The organism is Streptomyces humi (assembly GCF_001005085.2).
Taxonomy (GTDB): domain Bacteria; phylum Actinomycetota; class Actinomycetes; order Streptomycetales; family Streptomycetaceae; genus Streptomyces; species Streptomyces humi.
This window is the reverse complement of sequence record NZ_LBMU02000070.1, coordinates 78,838-95,985: the sequence shown is the minus strand read 5'-3', so window position 1 is coordinate 95,985 and position 17,148 is coordinate 78,838. Positions and strand designations below refer to the sequence as shown.

13 protein-coding genes are annotated in these 17,148 nt (G+C 71.9%); 8 read left to right on the top strand and 5 right to left on the bottom strand.

The window, feature by feature from the left end; genetic code table 11:
- Positions 1-399: 399 nt before the first annotated feature.
- The 4 genes from AAW13_RS28605 to AAW13_RS28590 form a co-directional block, all read right to left on the bottom strand.
- On the bottom strand, positions 400-2,700 hold the full coding sequence (locus AAW13_RS28605) for a heavy metal translocating P-type ATPase (RefSeq protein WP_046731493.1): 2,301 nt from the start codon (positions 2,698-2,700) through the stop codon (positions 400-402).
- Positions 2,701-2,807: 107 nt separating this feature from the next.
- On the bottom strand, positions 2,808-3,047 hold the full coding sequence (locus AAW13_RS28600) for a heavy-metal-associated domain-containing protein (protein ID WP_046731494.1): 240 nt from the start codon (positions 3,045-3,047) through the stop codon (positions 2,808-2,810).
- A gap of 73 nt (positions 3,048-3,120) precedes the next feature.
- The gene (locus tag AAW13_RS28595) at positions 3,121-4,071 is read right to left on the bottom strand and encodes a PrsW family intramembrane metalloprotease (protein ID WP_046731495.1); all 951 of its coding nucleotides are present in this window, start codon (positions 4,069-4,071) and stop codon (positions 3,121-3,123) included.
- Between the two features lie 247 nt (positions 4,072-4,318).
- Entirely contained in the window at positions 4,319-5,014 is a 696-nt protein-coding gene (locus AAW13_RS28590; protein ID WP_420855500.1) for a TetR/AcrR family transcriptional regulator, read from the bottom strand.
- Between the two features lie 181 nt (positions 5,015-5,195).
- Here AAW13_RS28590 and AAW13_RS28585 point away from each other — a divergent pair, with 181 nt between their 5' ends.
- Together AAW13_RS28585 and AAW13_RS28580 are read left to right on the top strand one after the other, a co-directional pair.
- Positions 5,196-7,472 (top strand): MMPL family transporter, encoded by a 2,277-nt coding sequence (locus AAW13_RS28585; RefSeq protein WP_046731496.1) that lies wholly within the window; start codon positions 5,196-5,198, stop codon positions 7,470-7,472.
- Between the two features lie 33 nt (positions 7,473-7,505).
- On the top strand, positions 7,506-8,549 hold the full coding sequence (locus tag AAW13_RS28580; protein WP_046731497.1) for a zinc-dependent alcohol dehydrogenase family protein: 1,044 nt from the start codon (positions 7,506-7,508) through the stop codon (positions 8,547-8,549).
- A gap of 16 nt (positions 8,550-8,565) precedes the next feature.
- Here the strand turns inward: AAW13_RS28580 and AAW13_RS28575 are convergent, their stop codons facing one another.
- Entirely contained in the window at positions 8,566-8,763 is a 198-nt protein-coding gene (locus AAW13_RS28575; RefSeq protein ID WP_046731498.1) for a helix-turn-helix transcriptional regulator, read from the bottom strand.
- A 370-nt stretch (positions 8,764-9,133) separates the two neighbouring features.
- Between AAW13_RS28575 and iolC the strand changes: the two genes are divergently transcribed.
- From iolC to AAW13_RS28545, 6 genes are all read left to right on the top strand, one after another.
- Entirely contained in the window at positions 9,134-10,084 is a 951-nt protein-coding gene (gene iolC, locus AAW13_RS28570; protein WP_046731539.1) for a 5-dehydro-2-deoxygluconokinase, read from the top strand.
- 65 nt (positions 10,085-10,149) lie between these two features.
- A complete protein-coding gene (locus AAW13_RS28565) occupies positions 10,150-11,031 on the top strand; it encodes a Cgl0159 family (beta/alpha)8-fold protein (RefSeq protein WP_046731540.1) in 882 nt (293 codons plus the stop codon).
- Positions 11,032-11,038: 7 nt separating this feature from the next.
- Positions 11,039-11,854, top strand: a complete 816-nt coding sequence (gene iolB, locus AAW13_RS28560; RefSeq protein WP_046731499.1) for a 5-deoxy-glucuronate isomerase — start codon at positions 11,039-11,041, stop codon at positions 11,852-11,854.
- Positions 11,851-13,722 (top strand): 3D-(3,5/4)-trihydroxycyclohexane-1,2-dione acylhydrolase (decyclizing), encoded by a 1,872-nt coding sequence (gene iolD / locus AAW13_RS28555; RefSeq protein WP_046731500.1) that lies wholly within the window; start codon positions 11,851-11,853, stop codon positions 13,720-13,722. Before iolB ends, iolD begins: the two co-directional genes overlap by 4 nt.
- A gap of 14 nt (positions 13,723-13,736) precedes the next feature.
- Positions 13,737-15,239 (top strand): CoA-acylating methylmalonate-semialdehyde dehydrogenase, encoded by a 1,503-nt coding sequence (gene mmsA / locus AAW13_RS28550; protein WP_046731501.1) that lies wholly within the window; start codon positions 13,737-13,739, stop codon positions 15,237-15,239.
- Positions 15,240-15,569: 330 nt separating this feature from the next.
- A complete protein-coding gene (locus AAW13_RS28545; RefSeq protein ID WP_046731502.1) occupies positions 15,570-16,967 on the top strand; it encodes an APC family permease in 1,398 nt (465 codons plus the stop codon).
- The last annotated feature ends 181 nt before the right edge of the window (positions 16,968-17,148 follow it).

Here is a 17,148-nt window from a genome sequence, read left to right as displayed (position 1 = left end):
GCACCGCCCGCCGTACTCCTTGTCGTGCTACCAGTGATGCGGTGCGATCTGCCGGGACCCGTACGGCACGGGAGGGCCGCTCAAAGCTTCCCGTCGTACGTGCCCCGGCAACGCATCTCTGAGGAAGTCCCCCAAGACATCCCCAGATGCCAGGTCAGCGCCCCCCAAGACGCTTCTCCGACATCGCCAACTTAGACCTTCGAACCCCTTCGATGGTTACGTTCACATCACTGTGATCTGCGTCTCTTGCATATGTCCGTTAGATGCGCAAGAGCCCCGATACAGCGATCGGAGCTCAAGCGTAAGGATGATGCACGAGCCTTGTGAAGAGCTTATGTGAGGTGCGCGTCGGACTCTAGGGGGACTTCTACATCCAGGGCGGCGAACCCTCGGTAACTTTCACCGGAAGGTGCGCAGGCGCAGGCTGTTGGTCACCACGAACACGGAGGAGAAGGCCATCGCGGCCCCCGCGATCATCGGGTTCAGCAGTCCGGCGGCGGCGAGCGGGAGCGCGGCCACGTTGTAGCCGAAGGCCCACACGAGGTTGCCCTTGATGGTGGCGAGGGTCCGCCGGGACAGCCGGATCGCGTCCGCGGCCACCCGCAGGTCCCCGCGGACCAGGGTCAGGTCGGCGGCCTCGATCGCCGCGTCGGTCCCGGTGCCCATCGCCAGCCCCAGGTCGGCGGTGGCGAGCGCCGCCGCGTCGTTGACCCCGTCGCCGACCATGGCGACCGTCCGCCCCTCGTCCCGCAGCCGTCGTACGACCGCCACCTTGTCCTCGGGCAGCACCTCGGCGAACACGTGCTCCGGGTCGATCCCGACCGCCCGTGCCACCGTCCCGGCCACCGCCCGGTTGTCCCCGGTCAGCAGCACCGGCGTCAGCCCGAGCGCGCGCAGCGCGCGCACCGCCTCGGGGCTGGACTCCTTGACCGCGTCGGCGACCGCGACGACACCGCGTGCCACCCCGTCCCAGCCGGCCAGGACGGCCGTACGCCCCTCCCGCTCGGCCCGGGAGCGGGCCCGGTCCAGCTCCTCGGGAACGGTCTCGAAGAGGCGCCCCACGGCCACCTCGTGGCCCGCCACCCGGCCGCGTACGCCCCGGCCGGGAACGTTCTCGAAGTGCTCGACCCCGGGCAGTTCCCCCAGCCGCTCCTCGGCTCCGGCGGTGATCGCCCTGGCGACCGGGTGCTCGGAGGCGTGTTCGAGGGCGCCCGCGAGCCGCAGCACCTCGTCCTCGTCGACGCCGTCGGCCGTGTACACCTCCTGGAGGGTCATCCGCCCGGTGGTCACCGTCCCGGTCTTGTCGAGCACGACGGTGTCGACCCGGCGCGTGGACTCCAGCACCTCGGGCCCCCTGATGAGGATGCCGAGCTGAGCGCCCCGGCCGGTGCCGACCATCAGCGCGGTCGGCGTGGCCAGGCCCAGCGCGCACGGGCAGGCGATGATCAGTACGGCGACCGCGGCCGTGAACGCGGCGGCCGGGTCGCCGGTGACGCCGAGCCACCCGCCGAAGGTGGCGAGCGCGATCAGGATGACGACGGGCACGAACACCGCGGAGATCCGGTCGGCGAGCCGCTGCACCTCGGCCTTGCCGTTCTGGGCGTCCTCCACCAGCCGGGCCATCCGCGCCAGCTGGGTGTCCGCGCCGACCCGGGTGGCCGTCACCACCAGCCGTCCGCCCGCGTTGACGGTCGCGCCCGTGACGGTGTCGCCGGCGCTCACGTCCACCGGCACCGACTCGCCGGTCAGCATCGAGGCGTCGACCGCCGAGACCCCCTTGACCACGGTCCCGTCGGTGGCGATCTTCTCCCCGGGCCGTACGACGAACCGGTCGCCGACCGCCAGGGACGTCACCGGGACCCGTACCTCACGGCCGTCCCGGAGCACCGCCACGTCCTTGGCGCCCAGCTCCATCAGGGCCCTCAGCGCCGCTCCCGCCCGCCGCTTGGAGCGCGCCTCCAGGTAGCGGCCGAGCAGGATCAGCGCGACCACCCCGGCGGCGACCTCCAGGTAGACGGTGGAGGAGCCGTCCGTCCGGGAGACCGTGAACCGGAACTCGTCGTGCATGCCGGCCATACCCGCGTCGCCGAGGAACAGCGCCCACAGGGACCAGCCGAAGGCGGCCAGTGTGCCGAGCGAGACCAGCGTGTCCATGGTGGCCGCGCCGTGCCGGGCGTTCGTCCAGGCGGCCCGGTGGAACGGCAGGCCGCCCCAGACGACCACGGGCGCGGCCAGTACCAGCGAGAGCCACTGCCAGTTGTCGAACTGGAGCGCCGGGACCATGGCGAGCAGCACGACCGGGGCGGCGAGCAGCGCGGAGACGAGCAGGCGTTGGCGGAGCGCGGCGAGTTCGGGGTCCCGGCCGGCCGTGGGGTCCGGCTCCGGTTGGGCCGGTCCCGGCCGGGACGGCTGTTCCGGCCTCGGGGGGGCCGGCTCCTCGGCCGTGTACCCGGTCTTCACGACGGTGGCGATCAGGTCCGAGACCTGAACCCCCTGGGGGTATGTGACCTTCGCCTTCTCGGTCGCGTAGTTCACGGTGGCGGTGACGCCGTCCATGCGGTTGAGCTTCTTCTCGACCCGGGCGGCGCAGGAGGCGCACGTCATGCCGCCGATGAGCAGCTCGACCTCGGACGCGTCGGCCGACGGCGCTGGGGCTATGGGTGTGTCCGCGGTGGACGCGGGGGTGGTGCTGGTGGTCATGTCCGGACTCCAGACATCGGACCGGACCGTACGGATCCAGTATGAGCTGGTCGGCGCGGCCCGGCGGCGAGATGCGCTTCCGTCGTGCGTACTGCTGCTCGGGTCGCTCAGACGCGGCCGACGAGCTCGAAGCCCGCCTCGTCGACGGCGGCGCGGACCGCCTCCTCGTCGAGCGGGGCCGCGGAGACGACCGTGACCTCACCGCTGGCCGCGACGGCCGTCACCGAGCTGACCCCGGCGAGTCCGGAGATCTCGGCGGAGACGGAACCTTCACAGTGCCCGCAGCTCATGCCCGTCACCTTGTAGACGGCGGTCACGGAGCCCGAAGTGTCGGTCTGGGCGGTCATGTCGTTCTCCTCGTCGAGGCGGGTGGGGCCGGTGGGGCCCAGGAGAGAACCCCACTCTCCCCACACTATACCCCTAGGGGGTATTTCTCCAAGAGGGGTCCCGGCGCGCCAGCGAGCCCACCCAGGCGATGCCGAGCAGCGAGACGAGCACCAGCAGGCCGATCGAGAAAAGCGCGAAAAGGTGCTCCTGGGCGGCGGTCGGCCGCGGGATGTACCCCTCGGCGAACAGCTCCCTCCCCCCTCCGGTACCCGTGAGCCGGGCCACCAGCCAGATCGCCACCCCGTGGGTGGAGTCCCACAGGGCGTGCAGCAGGGAGGCGCCGAGGAAGGTGCCGGCGACCGGGGCGGTCAGCCGGAAGCGGCCGTTCGGGCGGCGGGACGTGAGCAGGACACCGCCCGCGATCGCCGTCGACAGGCCGTGCCCGAAGGGGGCGAGTGCCCCGCGCAGTAGTTCCGTCTCGATCAGCGCCCGCAGGCCGGCGCCCTGCGTGGAGAGGGCCGCGGTGAGGGCGTACCCGGTGCTCTCCAGTGCCGCGAAGCCGAAGCCGACGGCCGCCCCGAGCACCAGTCCGGCGCGCATGCCGCGGATCCCGGGGAGCCGGCGCAGCGCGAACACCAGCGCGCCGAGCTTCGCCGCCTCCTCGATCAGGCCGACCGAGACGAACATCCCCCAGGACGGGCGGACGAGACCGGACTCCGTCACCGAGGCGCCCAGCACCCCGAGCGCGCCGCCGGCCAGGAAGCAGCCGAGGACCGCGCTGACCCCGAGGTCGCGGCCGTGCCGCTCGTACGCCCACAGGACGAACACGACCGGTACCAGGAAGCCGCCGAGCAGGATCAGCGTCGGCAGCGGCGCGGTGTTCCGGGTCGCGTACGTGACCACCGCGGTCAGCGCCCACAGGGCGAGCCCGCCGCCGAGGGAGCGCCTCCACAGGCCGGTGCGGATGCGCGGGTACGGCGGTGGCGGCTGCTGCGGGCCCGGGATGCGGGCCTGCGGCCGGCCGGGAGACGGAGAGTGCGTCACGGCGGGTCCCCTTGTGCTCCTGCGCGGTGCTCCTGCGGACGCGGTGGCGCTCGCCGGATCGGGCTGGTTTACCCGCACTTTAGGCAGATGCGGGATTTGTCGCAGTCCGGGAGCTTCGGGGGAGTGGCCGCCGGGAGTGGCCGCCGGGAGGGGGCGCGGGAGTGGTCGCCGGGAGGGGGTGCCGGGAGTGGCCGCCGGGAGGGGGTGCCGGGAGTGGCCGCCAGGAGGGGGTGCCGGGAGGGGCCGGTCAGGGGGCGGGGTCTCCGAGGCGGTCGCCCACGAGGGGTTCCAGGTAGCGGGTGAGCACGTCCTTGATCTCCTGTACGTACGCCTGGCGTTCGGCGCCCTGGTGGCCCAGCACCAGCTCCAGCCCGGCCTTGTAGATGCTGAGGCAGACGTGGGCCGTGCGCGTGACGCGCGCCTGGTCCGTGTCGGATGGCAGCAGCGAGACGAGCAGGTCCGCCACCCGGCCGACCAGGGTCGCGTGCAGGGCGTCGTGGGCCTCGGCGATGCCGCCGGGCATGTCCGGGCCGTGCATCAGCGTGAAGAACACCGGGCGCTCGGTGTTGAAGGCGACGAAACGGTCCACGGCGGCGCCGACCGCCTCCGCGAGCGGGGTGCCGGGGGCGACCGGTGCCAGCGCCTCGCCGTAGGTGTCCCGCAGTTCGTGGACGAGCCGGTCGCCCAGCTCGATCGCGATCGCCTCCTTGTTCGGGAAGAACTGGTAGAGCGTGCCGGGGGAGACGCCGGCCTCGCGGGCGATGGCGTTGGTGCTGGCGGCCGAGTAGCCCGTGGCGCAGAAGACCGAGGCGGCGGCTTCGAGCAGCTGCTGGATGCGCCGCTCGCCGCGCGCCTGCCGCCGGCGCGGCTGCTCCTTGCCCGTGGCGTCGGGCGCGGTGGTCCCGGCGCCGGGCTTCTGTGACTGGTCGGGCTTGTCGGGCACGAGTTGTCCCCAGCTCTCCGAACGCGATTGACAAACACGAGCGACCGCTCGCATTCTGGTGAAACGCGAGCGACTACTCGTGTTTGCCAGTCTAAGTGGCAATGACCGACCCATGCTGCCGTGCGCGCGGACCGGATGCGTACTCGGCGGGCAGTGGTCCCGGTGAAGGGGACACCGCAGGATGACCGAAGTCGACAAGCCCACCACGCCCGAGGGCGGGGCGCGGCCCGGTGGCTGGACGCGGTTCGTGACCGCCCGGCCCCGGCTCTCCCTGCTGCTCGCCCTGGTGGTCACCGCACTGGCCGTGCTGGCCGGCAGCGGGGTCGCGGACCGGCTGGGCAGCGGCGGCTGGGAGGACCCGGCCGCGGAGTCCACGTACGCGACGAAGGCGCTGGAGCGGGAGTTCCCCGACTCCCAGCCGAACCTGCTGCTTCTGGTGGACACCCACGGCGCCCCGGTGGACAGCCCGGCGGTGGCGGCGGAGGCGAAGTCCCTGGCCGCCCGCCTGGCCGAGGAGAAGGGCGTCACGGGCGTCGGTTCGTACTGGGGGACCGGGTCACCCGCCCTGCGGGCGGGCAACGGCCACGAGGCACTGATAGCGGCCCGCATCACCGGCGACGAGAAGGCGGCCGCCGACACCCTGGACCGCATCGCCCCGCACTACCGGGGCGCGCACGGACCGGTGACGGTCAGGGTCGGCGGCATGGTGGCGGTGCGCCACGACATGCAGACGATCATCAAGGAGGACCTGGCCCGTGCCGAGCTGATCGCCCTGCCCATCACGCTCGTCCTGCTGGTGATGGTCTTCGGCAGCGCGATCGCGGCCCTGCTCCCCCTGGGCATCGGCATCGTGGCCATCCTCGGCACCAACGCGGTGCTGCGCGCCCTGACCTCCTTCACGGACGTCTCCGTCTTCGCGATGAACCTGACCACGGCCCTGGGCCTGGGCCTGGCCATCGACTACGCCCTCTTCATCGTCCGCCGCTTCCGCGAGGAACTGGCCACGGGCGCCGACCCGTTGACCGCGGTGGGCACCACCCTGCGCACGGCGGGCCGCACGGTGCTCTTCTCGGCCCTCACCGTCGCGGTCTCGCTGGCGGCCATGCTGGTCTTCCCCCAGTACTTCCTGCGCTCCTTCGCCTACGCGGGCATGGCGGTGGTGCTCCTCGCCGCGGCGGCCGCCCTGATCCTGTTGCCTGCGGCACTGGTCCTGCTGGGGCACCGGGTCAACTCCCTCGACCTGCGCCGGATGTTCCGCGGGGGCGCGCGACCGCCCCGGCCGTCCGGCGCGGAGGGCACGGCCTGGGCCCGCACCGCGACGCTCGTCATGCGCCGCGCCCCCCTCTTCGCGGTGGCCACCACGGCCCTGCTCATCGTCCTGGGACTGCCCTTCACGGGCGTGAAGTTCGGCACCGCCGACGATCGCCAGCTCCCCGCCACCGCCGAGTCCCACGTCGTCCAGCAGCACATCAGGCAGGGCTTCCCGGGCAACCCCGGCGGCGACCTGGAGGTCCTGGCCGAGGGCCGGGCCACGCGGGCCCAGTACGCGGCCTACGAGCGGCGGGTGGCGGCCCTCCCGGAGGTGGCCCGGGTCACCGGCCCCCTGGTCAAGGGCGACTCCGCGTACTTCACGGTGCAGCCCGGGGGAGAGGCCGTCGGCGACGGGGCGCAGCGCCTGGTCGGCGACCTGCGCGCACTGCGCACCCCCTTCGACACGAAGGTGACCGGCACCGCGGCCGTACTGGTCGACTCCAAGCACGCGATAGCGCAACGCCTGCCGTGGGCGGCGGTGTTCATAGCGGTCGTCACCCTGTTCCTGGTCTTCCTCCTCACGGGCAGCGTCCTGATCCCGCTCCAGGCGGTCCTGCTGAACGCGCTCAGCCTGACGGCGATGTTCGGCGCGGTCGTCTGGGTCTTCCAGGACGGCCACCTCTCGGGCCTGCTGGGCTTCACCAGCCCCGGCTCCATAGAGACCACGCTCCCGGTCCTGATGTTCTGCGTGGCGTTCGGCCTCTCCATGGACTACGGCGTGTTCCTGCTCTCCCGCATCAAGGAGGAGTACGACCGAACTGGCGACCACGAGCGCTCGGTGCGCCTCGGACTCCAGCGCACGGGCGGCCTGATCACCGCGGCGGCGGTCATCCTGGCGGTGGTGATGGTGGCCATCGGCACCTCCAGGGTCACCAACACCAAGATGCTGGGCCTCGGCATCGCCCTGGCGGTCCTGATGGACGCGATGGTGGTCCGCAGCCTCCTGGTCCCGGCCATCATGCGCCTGACGGGCAGGGCCACCTGGTGGGCCCCGACCCCTCTGCGCCGCTTCCACGAACGCTTCGGCCTGAGCGAGGGCGACCCGCAAGCGCCCCGGTCGGACGCGCCCGGAGGAGGCGTGGGGAACCGCGCGACCAGCCACGACGAACCGGAACCGGCGCTACAGAAAGGCCCCCGCGGCGTCTAGCCTTCGCGCAGCCCCCGAAAGGAGCGCGCGCGTATGCGAGCCGTCGTCTTCGACCACCACGGCACCCCCGCCGAAGTCCGGGACGTCCCCGACCCCCGCCCGGCCCCCCACGGCGTGATCGTCCGCGTGGAGGCCACCGGCCTGTGCCGGTCCGACTGGCACGGCTGGATGGGCCACGACCCGGACATCACGCTCCCGCACGTACCCGGCCACGAACTGGCCGGCGTCGTCGAGGCGGTCGGCGCCGGGGTGACCGGCTGGCACCCCGGCGACCGGGTCACCGTCCCCTTCGTCTGCGCCTGCGGCAGCTGCCCGTCCTGCGCGGCCGGCGACCAGCAGGTCTGCGAACGCCAGACCCAGCCCGGCTTCACCCACTGGGGCTCCTTCGCCCAGTACGTCGCGCTGGACCACGCCGACGTGAACCTGGTGGCGATCCCGCAGGACATGTCGTACGCGACGGCCGCGTCCCTGGGCTGCCGCTTCGCCACCGCCTTCCGGGCGGTGGTGCAGCAGGGCAGGGTCGCGGCGGGGGAGTGGGTGGCGGTGTACGGCTGCGGCGGCGTCGGCCTGTCGGCCGTGATGATCGCGGCCGCCTGCGGAGCACGGGTCGTGGCGGTCGACGTCTCACCCCGGGCGCTGGACCTGGCGGGGAGGTTCGGCGCGGCCCACCGGGTGGACGCGTCGGACACCGCCGACCCGGCGGCGACGGTCCGCGACCTCACCTCCGGCGGCGCCCACCTCTCCCTGGACGCCCTCGGCTCCCCGGCCACCGCCGCCGCCTCCGTCAACTCCCTGCGCCGCCGCGGCCGTCACGTCCAGGTGGGCCTCCTGCCGTCCCCGGACGGCACCACGCCGGTGCCCCTGGCCCGGGCGATCGCCCTGGAGCTCGAACTGCGGGGCAGCCACGGCATGCCGGCCCACGCCTATCCCGCCATGCTCGAACTCGTCCGCACCCGCACCCTCCACCCCGACTCCCTGGTCACCAGGACCATCACCCTGGACCAGACCCCACAGGCCCTCGCGGAGATGGACACGGCCGGGCCCGCGGGGGTGACGGTCATCGAGCCGTGGGCCTGACGGGCCTGACGTGCTCTCAGTCCCTGCGGCCCCGGTTGCCCGGGCGGGAGGCCACCCAGGCGCGGACCGTGTCGGCGTACCAGTAGGGCTTGCCGCCCTCGACATGGTCGGGCGGCGGGAGCAGTCCGTGTTTTCGGTACGAGCGGACGGTGTCGGGCTGCACGCGGATGTGCGCAGCGATCTCCTTGTACGACCAGAGCCTTCGGTCGGTCATGGGACGCACCTCCCTGCGCGCACCGCGGGGGCGACCGGAGTCGGTCGTCGGGGGAGCCGGGCGCTGCGCTGGCGATCACAAAGCCTGTGCCCGGTGAACGACGGAGCGTGACGGTGAGCAAGCGGCTGTCGACCTGGTGTGACCGACAACCCGCGTATGCGTGACATGTGTGACACAAGAGCGGTGGTTGTGACAGAGCTGGGGCAAAGGTGCGCGCCGGCTCGTCAGCGGGGCGGGTTGACACGGGGGTACCCGGGCCCCGTCCGGGGGTACCTCTCCCATACTGTCGTCCGAATGTCCGGACAAACCATTGACACGACCTCCCGACCAGGGCTACAAACCACGGGAGAGCCGTGACGAAGGGATGCCGATGGCGTACGACCTGATCACCATGGGGCGGATCGGGGTGGACCTCTATCCGCTCCAGACCGGTGTCCCGCTCGCCCAGGTGTCGTCCTTCGGCAAGTTCCTCGGCGGGTCGGCGACGAACGTGGCCGTGGCCGCCGCCCGTCTCGGCCGCAGCACCGCCGTCATCACCCGCACCGGCGAGGACGCCTTCGGCGCCTACCTGCACGAGGCGCTGCGCGGCTTCGGCGTGGACGACCGCTGGGTCACCTCGGTCCCCGGCCTGAACACCCCGGTCACCTTCTGCGAGATCTTCCCGCCGGACGACTTCCCGCTGTACTTCTACCGGCAGCCCAAGGCCCCGGACCTGGAGATCGACGCCCACGAACTGGACCTGGACGCCGTCCGGGACGCCCGGATCTTCTGGATCACCGGCACCGGTCTGAGCGAGGAGCCCAGCCGTACGGCGACCCTCGCGGCCCTCGCCCACCGCGCCAAGGCCGGTACGACCGTCTTCGACCTCGACTGGCGCCCCATGTTCTGGCAGGACCCGGACGCCGCCCGGCCGTTCTACGCCGAGGCGCTCAAGCACACCACGGTCGCCGTCGGCAACCTCGACGAGGTGGAGGTGGCGACCGGCGTGCGCGAGCCCAGGGCCGCCGCCCAGGCCCTCCTCGACGCCGGTGTCGAGATCGCCGTCGTCAAGCAGGGACCCAAGGGCGTCCTCGCCGTCAGCCGCGACGGCGACTCCGCCGAGGTCCCGCCACTGCCGGTCGACGTCCTCAACGGCCTCGGCGCCGGTGACGCCTTCGGCGGCGCCCTCTGCCACGGCCTCCTCGCGGGCTGGGACCTGGAGAAGATCATGCGGCACGCCAACGCGGCCGGCGCCATCGTCGCCTCCCGCCTGGAGTGCTCCTCCGCGATGCCGACGCCGGAAGAGATCGACGCCGCGCTCGCCGCCGGAGCGGTGCTGTGAGGGCCGGCCGCGTCGCGGGCGCGCATTCCGCCGACGGTGCCGGTGCCGGTGCCCCCGCCCCGCAGGTGAAGGTGGACATCTCCGCCCTCGTGCACACCCGCACCCACCACCCCGAGGCCATCGCCGAGGCGGCCGCCCGGCGTTCCCGCCGCCCGCTCCTCAACGAGGACGGCAAGCTGATGATCGTGGCCGCCGACCATCCGGCCCGCGGCGCCCTCGGTGTCGGCGGCGACCGGCTGGCCATGGCCAACCGGGCCGAGCTGCTGGAACGCCTCTGCCTGGCGCTGTCCCGGCCCGGCGTCGACGGCGTCCTCGCCACCGCCGACATCCTGGACGACCTGCTCCTGCTCGGCGCCCTCGACGGCAAGGTCGTCATGGGTTCGATGAACCGCGGCGGGCTCCAGGGCGCCGCCTTCGAGCTCGACGACCGGTTCACCGGCCACCGCGCCGAGGACATCCAGCGCCTCGGGTTCGACGCCGGCAAGCTGCTGCTGCGCATCGACTACGACGACCCGGGGTCCCTGACCACCCTGGAGTCCACGGCCCGGGCCATCGACGACATGGCCGCGCGCCGACTCCCGGTGTTCGTCGAACCGTTCATCAGCCGTCGCACCCCCGAGGGCAAGGTCAAGAACGACCTGTCCCCGGAGGCGGTCACCAGGTCCATCGCCATCGCCTCGGGTCTCGGCGGGAGTTCGGCCTACACCTGGCTGAAGGTGCCGGTCACCGACGACCCCGACGACATGGCCGAGGTGATGGAGACGTCCACGCTCCCGGCCGTGCTCCTCGGCGGGGAAGTGGGCGACGACCAGGACGGCGCCTACGAGAAGTGGCGCAGTGCCCTGCGACTCCCCACCGTGCGCGGCCTGGTGGTCGGCCGTTCACTGCTGTACCCGGCGGACGGCGACGTGGCCGCCGCCGTCGACACCGCCGTAGGACTGCTGTGAGGGCCTGATGACGACCAGCGAGCTGCACCTGAGCAAGGGTTCGACCGCGAACGCCCAGTACACGCTCGACATCGACCCCAAGCGGGCCGGGTGGGCGCACAGCAGCCTGCGGATCGTCGAACTGGCCCCTGGTGGAACGCATTTGTTCACCACCGGGGACAGTGAGTGGATCGTGCTTCCGCTGCACGGCGGTTGTACGGTGCGAACAGAGGGAAACGAGTTCCAGATCCTGGGCCGGGAGAGCGTGTTCAGCGGAGTCTCGGACTTCGCGTACGTGCCCCGGGACGCCCAGGTCCAGATCGCCTCCGGCGCGGGAGGCCGCTTCGCCCTGGCAGGAGCGAAGTGCGAGCGACAACTCCCCGCCCGCTACGGCCCCGCGCCGGAGGTCCCCGTCGAAGACCGCGGCAGCGGCGGCAGCGCCCGGCAGGTGCGCAACTTCGCCTCCGCGACCGCCTTCGACTGCGACAAGCTGATCGCCGTGGAGGTGATCACGCCCGGCGGCAACTGGTCCTCGTACCCGCCGCACAAGCACGACGAGCACCGGCCCGGTGAGGAGTCGGAGCTGGAGGAGATCTACTACTTCGAGATCGACGGACCGAACGGTATCGGGTATCAGCGCGTATTCCCCTCCCGTGAGGGCGGTACGGACGTCCTCGCCGAGGTCCGCTCCGGCGACGCCGTGCTCGTTCCCGACGGATGGCACGGCCCGTCGATCGCGCAGCCCGGGCACGACATGTACTACCTGAACGTCATGGCGGGGCCGGGTGCGACGCGGGAGTGGCGGATCTGCTTCCATCCGGACCACACGGAGGGTTACCGATGACGATTCGGTTGACCGTCGCGCAAGCGCTTGTCCGCTTCCTCGCCGTCCAGTTCACCGAACGGGACGGCGAGCGCCGCCGCCTGATCGGCGCCACCTGGGGCATCTTCGGCCACGGCAACGTGGCCGGGCTCGGTCAGGCGCTGCTGGAGCACGCGGACGAGATGCCGTACCACCAGGGCCGTAACGAACAGGCCATGGTGCACGCGGCAGTGGGCTACGCGCGTCAGTCGAACCGGCTCGCCACGCACGCCGTCACCACCTCCATCGGCCCCGGCGCCACCAACCTGGTCACCGGCGCCGCCCTCGCCACGATCAACCACCTCCCGGTCCTGCTCCTGCCCGGCGACGTCTTCGCCGCCCGCCCCGCCGACCCGGTCCTCCAGCAGCTCGAGGTCCCGCACGCCGCCGACGTCTCGGTCAACGACACCCTCCGCCCGGTGTCGAGGTTCTTCGACCGGATCACCCGCCCCGAGCAGCTGATCCCCTCCGCCCTCGCCGCGATGCGGGTCCTCACCGACCCCGTCGAGACCGGCGCCGTCACCCTCGCCCTCCCGCAGGACGTGCAGGCCGAGGCGTACGACTGGCCGGAGGAGTTCTTCGCCGAGCGGGTGTGGACCGTACGACGGCCGGGCGCCGACCCCGTCGAACTCGCGGCGGCCGTGACGGCGGTCAGGGACGCGCGCAGGCCCCTGGTCATCGCCGGCGGCGGGGTCCACCACAGCCGCGCCGAGGCCGCCCTCGCCGAGTTCGCCGAGGCCACCCGCATCCCCGTCGCCGCCACCCAGGCCGGCAAGGGCTCGCTCCGCTGGGACCACCCGCAGGACGTCGGCGGCGTCGGACACACCGGCACCGCCACCGCCGACGAACTCGCCCGCACCGCCGACCTGGTGATCGGCGTCGGCACCCGCTACACCGACTTCACCACCGCCTCCGGCACCCTCTTCGAGAACCCGGACGTCCGCTTCCTCAACCTCAACATCGCCGCCCACGACGGCCACAAGCTGGCCGGACTGCCCGTGGTGGCCGACGCCCGCAGTGCCCTCACGGAGCTGCGCGAGGCCCTGCACGGCCACCGGGTGGCCGACTCGTACGTCACCGAGTACACCGAGGACAAGGAGCGCTGGGAGCAGCGCGTCGACGCCTGCTACGAGGCCGACGAACCCGACGTCCGGCCGACCCAGCCCCAGGTCCTCGGTGTCCTCGACGCCCTCGTCGACGAGAGCGACGTCGTCGTCAACGCGGCCGGCTCCCTCCCCGGCGATCTGCACCGGATGTGGCGGGCACGGTCGCACGACCAGTACCACCTGGAGTACGGCTACTCGTGCATGGGCTACGAGATCCCGGCCGCCATCGGGGTGAAGCTGGCCGCGCCGGAGCGCCACGTGTGGGCGCTGGTCGGCGACGGCACGTATCTGATGATGCCGACCGAGATCGTCACCGCCGTACAGGAGGGGATAGCCATCAAGGTGCTGCTGGTGCAGAACCACGGCTACGCCTCCATCGGCGGGCTCTCCGAGTCGGTGGGCGGCGAGCGGTTCGGCACCGCCTACCGCTTCCCCTCCGAGTGCGGCACGCTCACCGGCGCCCCGCTGCCCGTGGACCTGGCCGCCAACGCCGCCAGCCTCGGGATGCGGGTGCTGCGCGCGAAGACCGTGGAGGACCTGCGCGCGGCGCTCGCCGAGGCGCGGGCCGCCGACGCTCCCACATGTGTCTACGTGGAGACGGAAACGGCAGACACTGTGTCGGGCCCGCCTCCGGCGCAGGCCTGGTGGGATGTACCTGTGGCCGCGACCGCGACCCGATCCGCCGCGGTCAAGGCACGTGAGCTCTACGAACGGCACGTCTCGACCCGACGCCGCCATCTGTGAAGGAGTAACCGGTCATGACGAAGATCGTCAACCACTGGATCGGCGGCAAGTCCGTCGAGGGCACGTCGGGCAACTTCGGGCCGGTCACCGACCCGGCCACCGGCGCGGTCACCACGAAGGTCGCGTTCGCCTCGGTCGACGAGGTCGACGCGGCGGTCGCCACCGCCAAGGACGCCTACCTGAGCTGGGGGCAGTCCTCGCTGGCCAAGCGCACCGAGATCCTCTTCCGGTTCCGCGCGCTGCTCGACGCCAACCGGGACGCCATCGCGGAGCTGATCACCGCCGAGCACGGCAAGGTGCACTCCGACGCGCTCGGCGAGGTCGCCCGCGGCCTGGAGATCGTCGACCTGGCCTGCGGTATCAACGTGCAGCTGAAGGGCGAGCTGTCGACGCAGGTCGCCAGCCGGGTGGACGTCTCCTCGATCCGCCAGCCGCTGGGCGTCGTCGCGGGCATCACGCCGTTCAACTTCCCGGCGATGGTCCCGATGTGGATGTTCCCGATCGCCATCGCGTGCGGCAACACGTTCGTGCTGAAGCCGTCCGAGAAGGACCCGTCGGCCTCGGTCAAGATCGCCGAGCTGCTGGCCGAGGCCGGTCTGCCGGACGGCGTCTTCAACGTCGTGCACGGTGACAAGGTGGCCGTCGACCGCCTCCTGGAGCACCCCGACGTCAAGGCGGTCTCCTTCGTCGGCTCCACCCCGATCGCCCGCTACATCCACACCACCGCCTCCGCCAACGGCAAGCGGGTGCAGGCGCTCGGCGGCGCCAAGAACCACATGCTGGTCCTCCCGGACGCCGACCTGGACGCGGCGGCCGACGCGGCCGTCTCCGCGGCCTACGGCTCGGCCGGAGAGCGCTGCATGGCGATCTCGGCGGTCGTGGCGGTCGGCGCGATCGGCGACGAGCTGGTGGCGAAGATCCGCGAGCGCGCCGAGAAGATCAAGATCGGCCCCGGCAACGACCCGACGTCCGAGATGGGCCCGCTCATCACGGCCGTGCACCGGGACAAGGTGGCCTCCTACGTGACCGGCGCGGCGGCCGAGGGCTCGGAGGTCGTCCTCGACGGCACCGGCTACACGGTCGAGGGCTTCGAGGACGGTCACTGGATCGGCATCTCGCTGCTGGACCGGGTGCCGACGACCGCGAAGGCGTACACCGACGAGATCTTCGGCCCGGTCCTGTGCGTGCTGCGCGTGGACACCTACGAGGAGGGCGTCGCCCTCATCAACGGCTCGCCGTTCGGCAACGGCACCGCGATCTTCACCCGGGACGGCGGCGCGGCCCGCCGCTTCCAGCTGGAGATCGAGGCCGGCATGGTCGGCGTGAACGTGCCGATCCCGGTGCCGGTGGGCTACCACTCCTTCGGTGGCTGGAAGGACTCGCTCTTCGGCGACCACCACATCTACGGCAACGACGGCACGCATTTCTACACCCGCGGCAAGGTCGTCACCACCCGCTGGCCCGACCCGGCGGACGCCCCCGCGGGCGTCGACCTGGGCTTCCCGCGCAACCACTGAGTGTCACCGACCGACCTCGTCGGGGCCGTCTGGATTCCGGACGGCCCCGACTTTTTTTGGCGGTTCACCTTCGGTTCCCGTTCCGACGGGATGAAACGGGTGACTTAAGTTCTTTGTGTTCTCGACCTTGGAAAGCAAGGTCATGTGGCGAACGGTCTTTGTGATTGCTCCATAGAGGTGTTCGACCCTACGAAAGTGATGCGACCTCGCTCACTTTACGAGTGCGGAATCCGAAGGTAAACAGCCATTGACGCCACGGTTTTCGTCGGGGTTCCATGCAGCGCAGCCCAACCGCCGGAGGCATCCGCACAAGCCGATCGGAACCGCCGCATGACCGACACGCTCCGCCCTGTCGAGAACGCCGTAGCAGAGGCGCCCGACAGTCCCAAGACGCTCAAGCGCTCCATCGGAGTGGTAGGCGGCACCCTACTGACCCTCTCCTGCGTCACCCCGGCCTCCACGCTCTTCGTGGTCGTCCCCGACCTGTTCGGATCCCTCGGCACCGCCACCGCCCTCACCATCGCCATCGGCTCCCTCCTCTGTATCGCCGTGGCCTTCTGTTACTCCGAGCTCGGCACCCTCATCCCGAGCGCCGGCGGCGAGTACGCGATGGTCTCCACGATGGCGGGCCGCCTGGCCGGCTGGCTGGTCTTCGTGCTGTCCCTGCTCGTCGTGATGATCGTGCCCCCGGTGATCTCGATGGGCACGGCCGACTACCTGGCGCCGATCGTCCACCTCGACCCGGCCATGACCGGCGCCGGCGTGATGCTCCTCGCGACCCTCGCCGGCCTCCTGGACCTGCGCGCCAACGCCTGGATCACCGGCATCTTCCTGGTCCTGGAGGTCATCGCGGCGGGCGTGGTGGCGGTCCTCGGCTTCTCCCACAGCCACCGGGGCGTGGGCAGCCTCACCTCGATGCAGGTGGCGGACACGGGCGGGCACGCCACCACCGTCACCGCGATGCTCGTCGTCTCCGGCCTCGCCATCGCCCTCTTCGTCACCCAGGGCTTCTCGACCGCGGTCTACCTCTCCGAGGAACTGGAGAACCCGCGCCGCAACGTCGCCCGTACCGTCCTGGCCACGCTCGCCATCTCCACGGTGATCATCCTCGTCCCGGTCGCCGCGATCACCATGGGCGCGACCGACCTCAAGGCGCTCACCGGCGGCGACATCAGCGCCATGGTCACCGCCTGGTCCAACTCCGCGGTCGGCACGTTCGTCAGCCTCTGCGTGGCCCTCGCGATCATCAACGCGGGCATCGTCATGGTCATCCAGAACTCCCGGGTCCTGTTCGCCTCGGCCCGCGACAAGGCCTGGCCGGCCCCGGTCAACAACGCCCTCTCCCGCCTCGGCCGCTTCGGCTCCCCCTGGGTGGCCACCCTCGCCGTCGGCGTCCCCGGCGCCCTGCTCTGCTTCGTCAACCTGGACACCCTGTACGGCGTGACGGGCGTGTCGGTGACCGGCATGTACCTGCTGGTCGCGATCGCCGCGCTGCTGTCCCGCCGGGGCCACCACAAGCACACCCCCGCCTGGCGGATGCCGCTCTGGCCCGCGATGCCGGTCCTCCTCATCGTGGTCCTGGCGTACATCCTCACCCAGCAGGAGACCACCTACCTCCTGTGGACCGGCGGCATCACCGCGGCGGCCACCCTCTACTGGGCCTTCTACCTCCGCCCCCGCAAGAACACCCACTGGGTCGTCTCGATCCCGGAAGACGCCCAGCCCTGAAAAGAGCCTGCGGCACGTCCTGAACGCCGTGCACACCGCCCGCCCCAGGGGCGCGAGGACTGCGGCGCGTCGTGAACGCCGGGTGCACCGCCCGCCCCAGGGGCGCGGGGAACCGCGCGAGCAACCCCCACCGGCCCGCAGGCTCCCGCCGCCGCGCGTCCGGCCCCGTGACCGACCCGGC

Bases quoted from the DNA above. Each gene is read 5' to 3' on its own strand.
- AAW13_RS28605 (WP_046731493.1), bottom strand. From the start codon at position 2,700: ATGACCACCAGCACCACCCCCGCGTCCACCGCGGACACACCCATAGCC.
- AAW13_RS28600 (WP_046731494.1), bottom strand. From the start codon at position 3,047: ATGACCGCCCAGACCGACACTTCGGGCTCCGTGACCGCCGTCTACAAG.
- AAW13_RS28585 (WP_046731496.1), top strand. From the start codon at position 5,196: ATGACCGAAGTCGACAAGCCCACCACGCCCGAGGGCGGGGCGCGGCCC.
- AAW13_RS28580 (WP_046731497.1), top strand. From the start codon at position 7,506: ATGCGAGCCGTCGTCTTCGACCACCACGGCACCCCCGCCGAAGTCCGG.
- AAW13_RS28575 (WP_046731498.1), bottom strand. From the start codon at position 8,763: ATGACCGACCGAAGGCTCTGGTCGTACAAGGAGATCGCTGCGCACATC.
- iolC (WP_046731539.1), top strand. From the start codon at position 9,134: ATGGCGTACGACCTGATCACCATGGGGCGGATCGGGGTGGACCTCTAT.
- iolB (WP_046731499.1), top strand. From the start codon at position 11,039: ATGACGACCAGCGAGCTGCACCTGAGCAAGGGTTCGACCGCGAACGCC.
- iolD (WP_046731500.1), top strand. From the start codon at position 11,851: ATGACGATTCGGTTGACCGTCGCGCAAGCGCTTGTCCGCTTCCTCGCC.
- mmsA (WP_046731501.1), top strand. From the start codon at position 13,737: ATGACGAAGATCGTCAACCACTGGATCGGCGGCAAGTCCGTCGAGGGC.
- AAW13_RS28545 (WP_046731502.1), top strand. From the start codon at position 15,570: ATGACCGACACGCTCCGCCCTGTCGAGAACGCCGTAGCAGAGGCGCCC.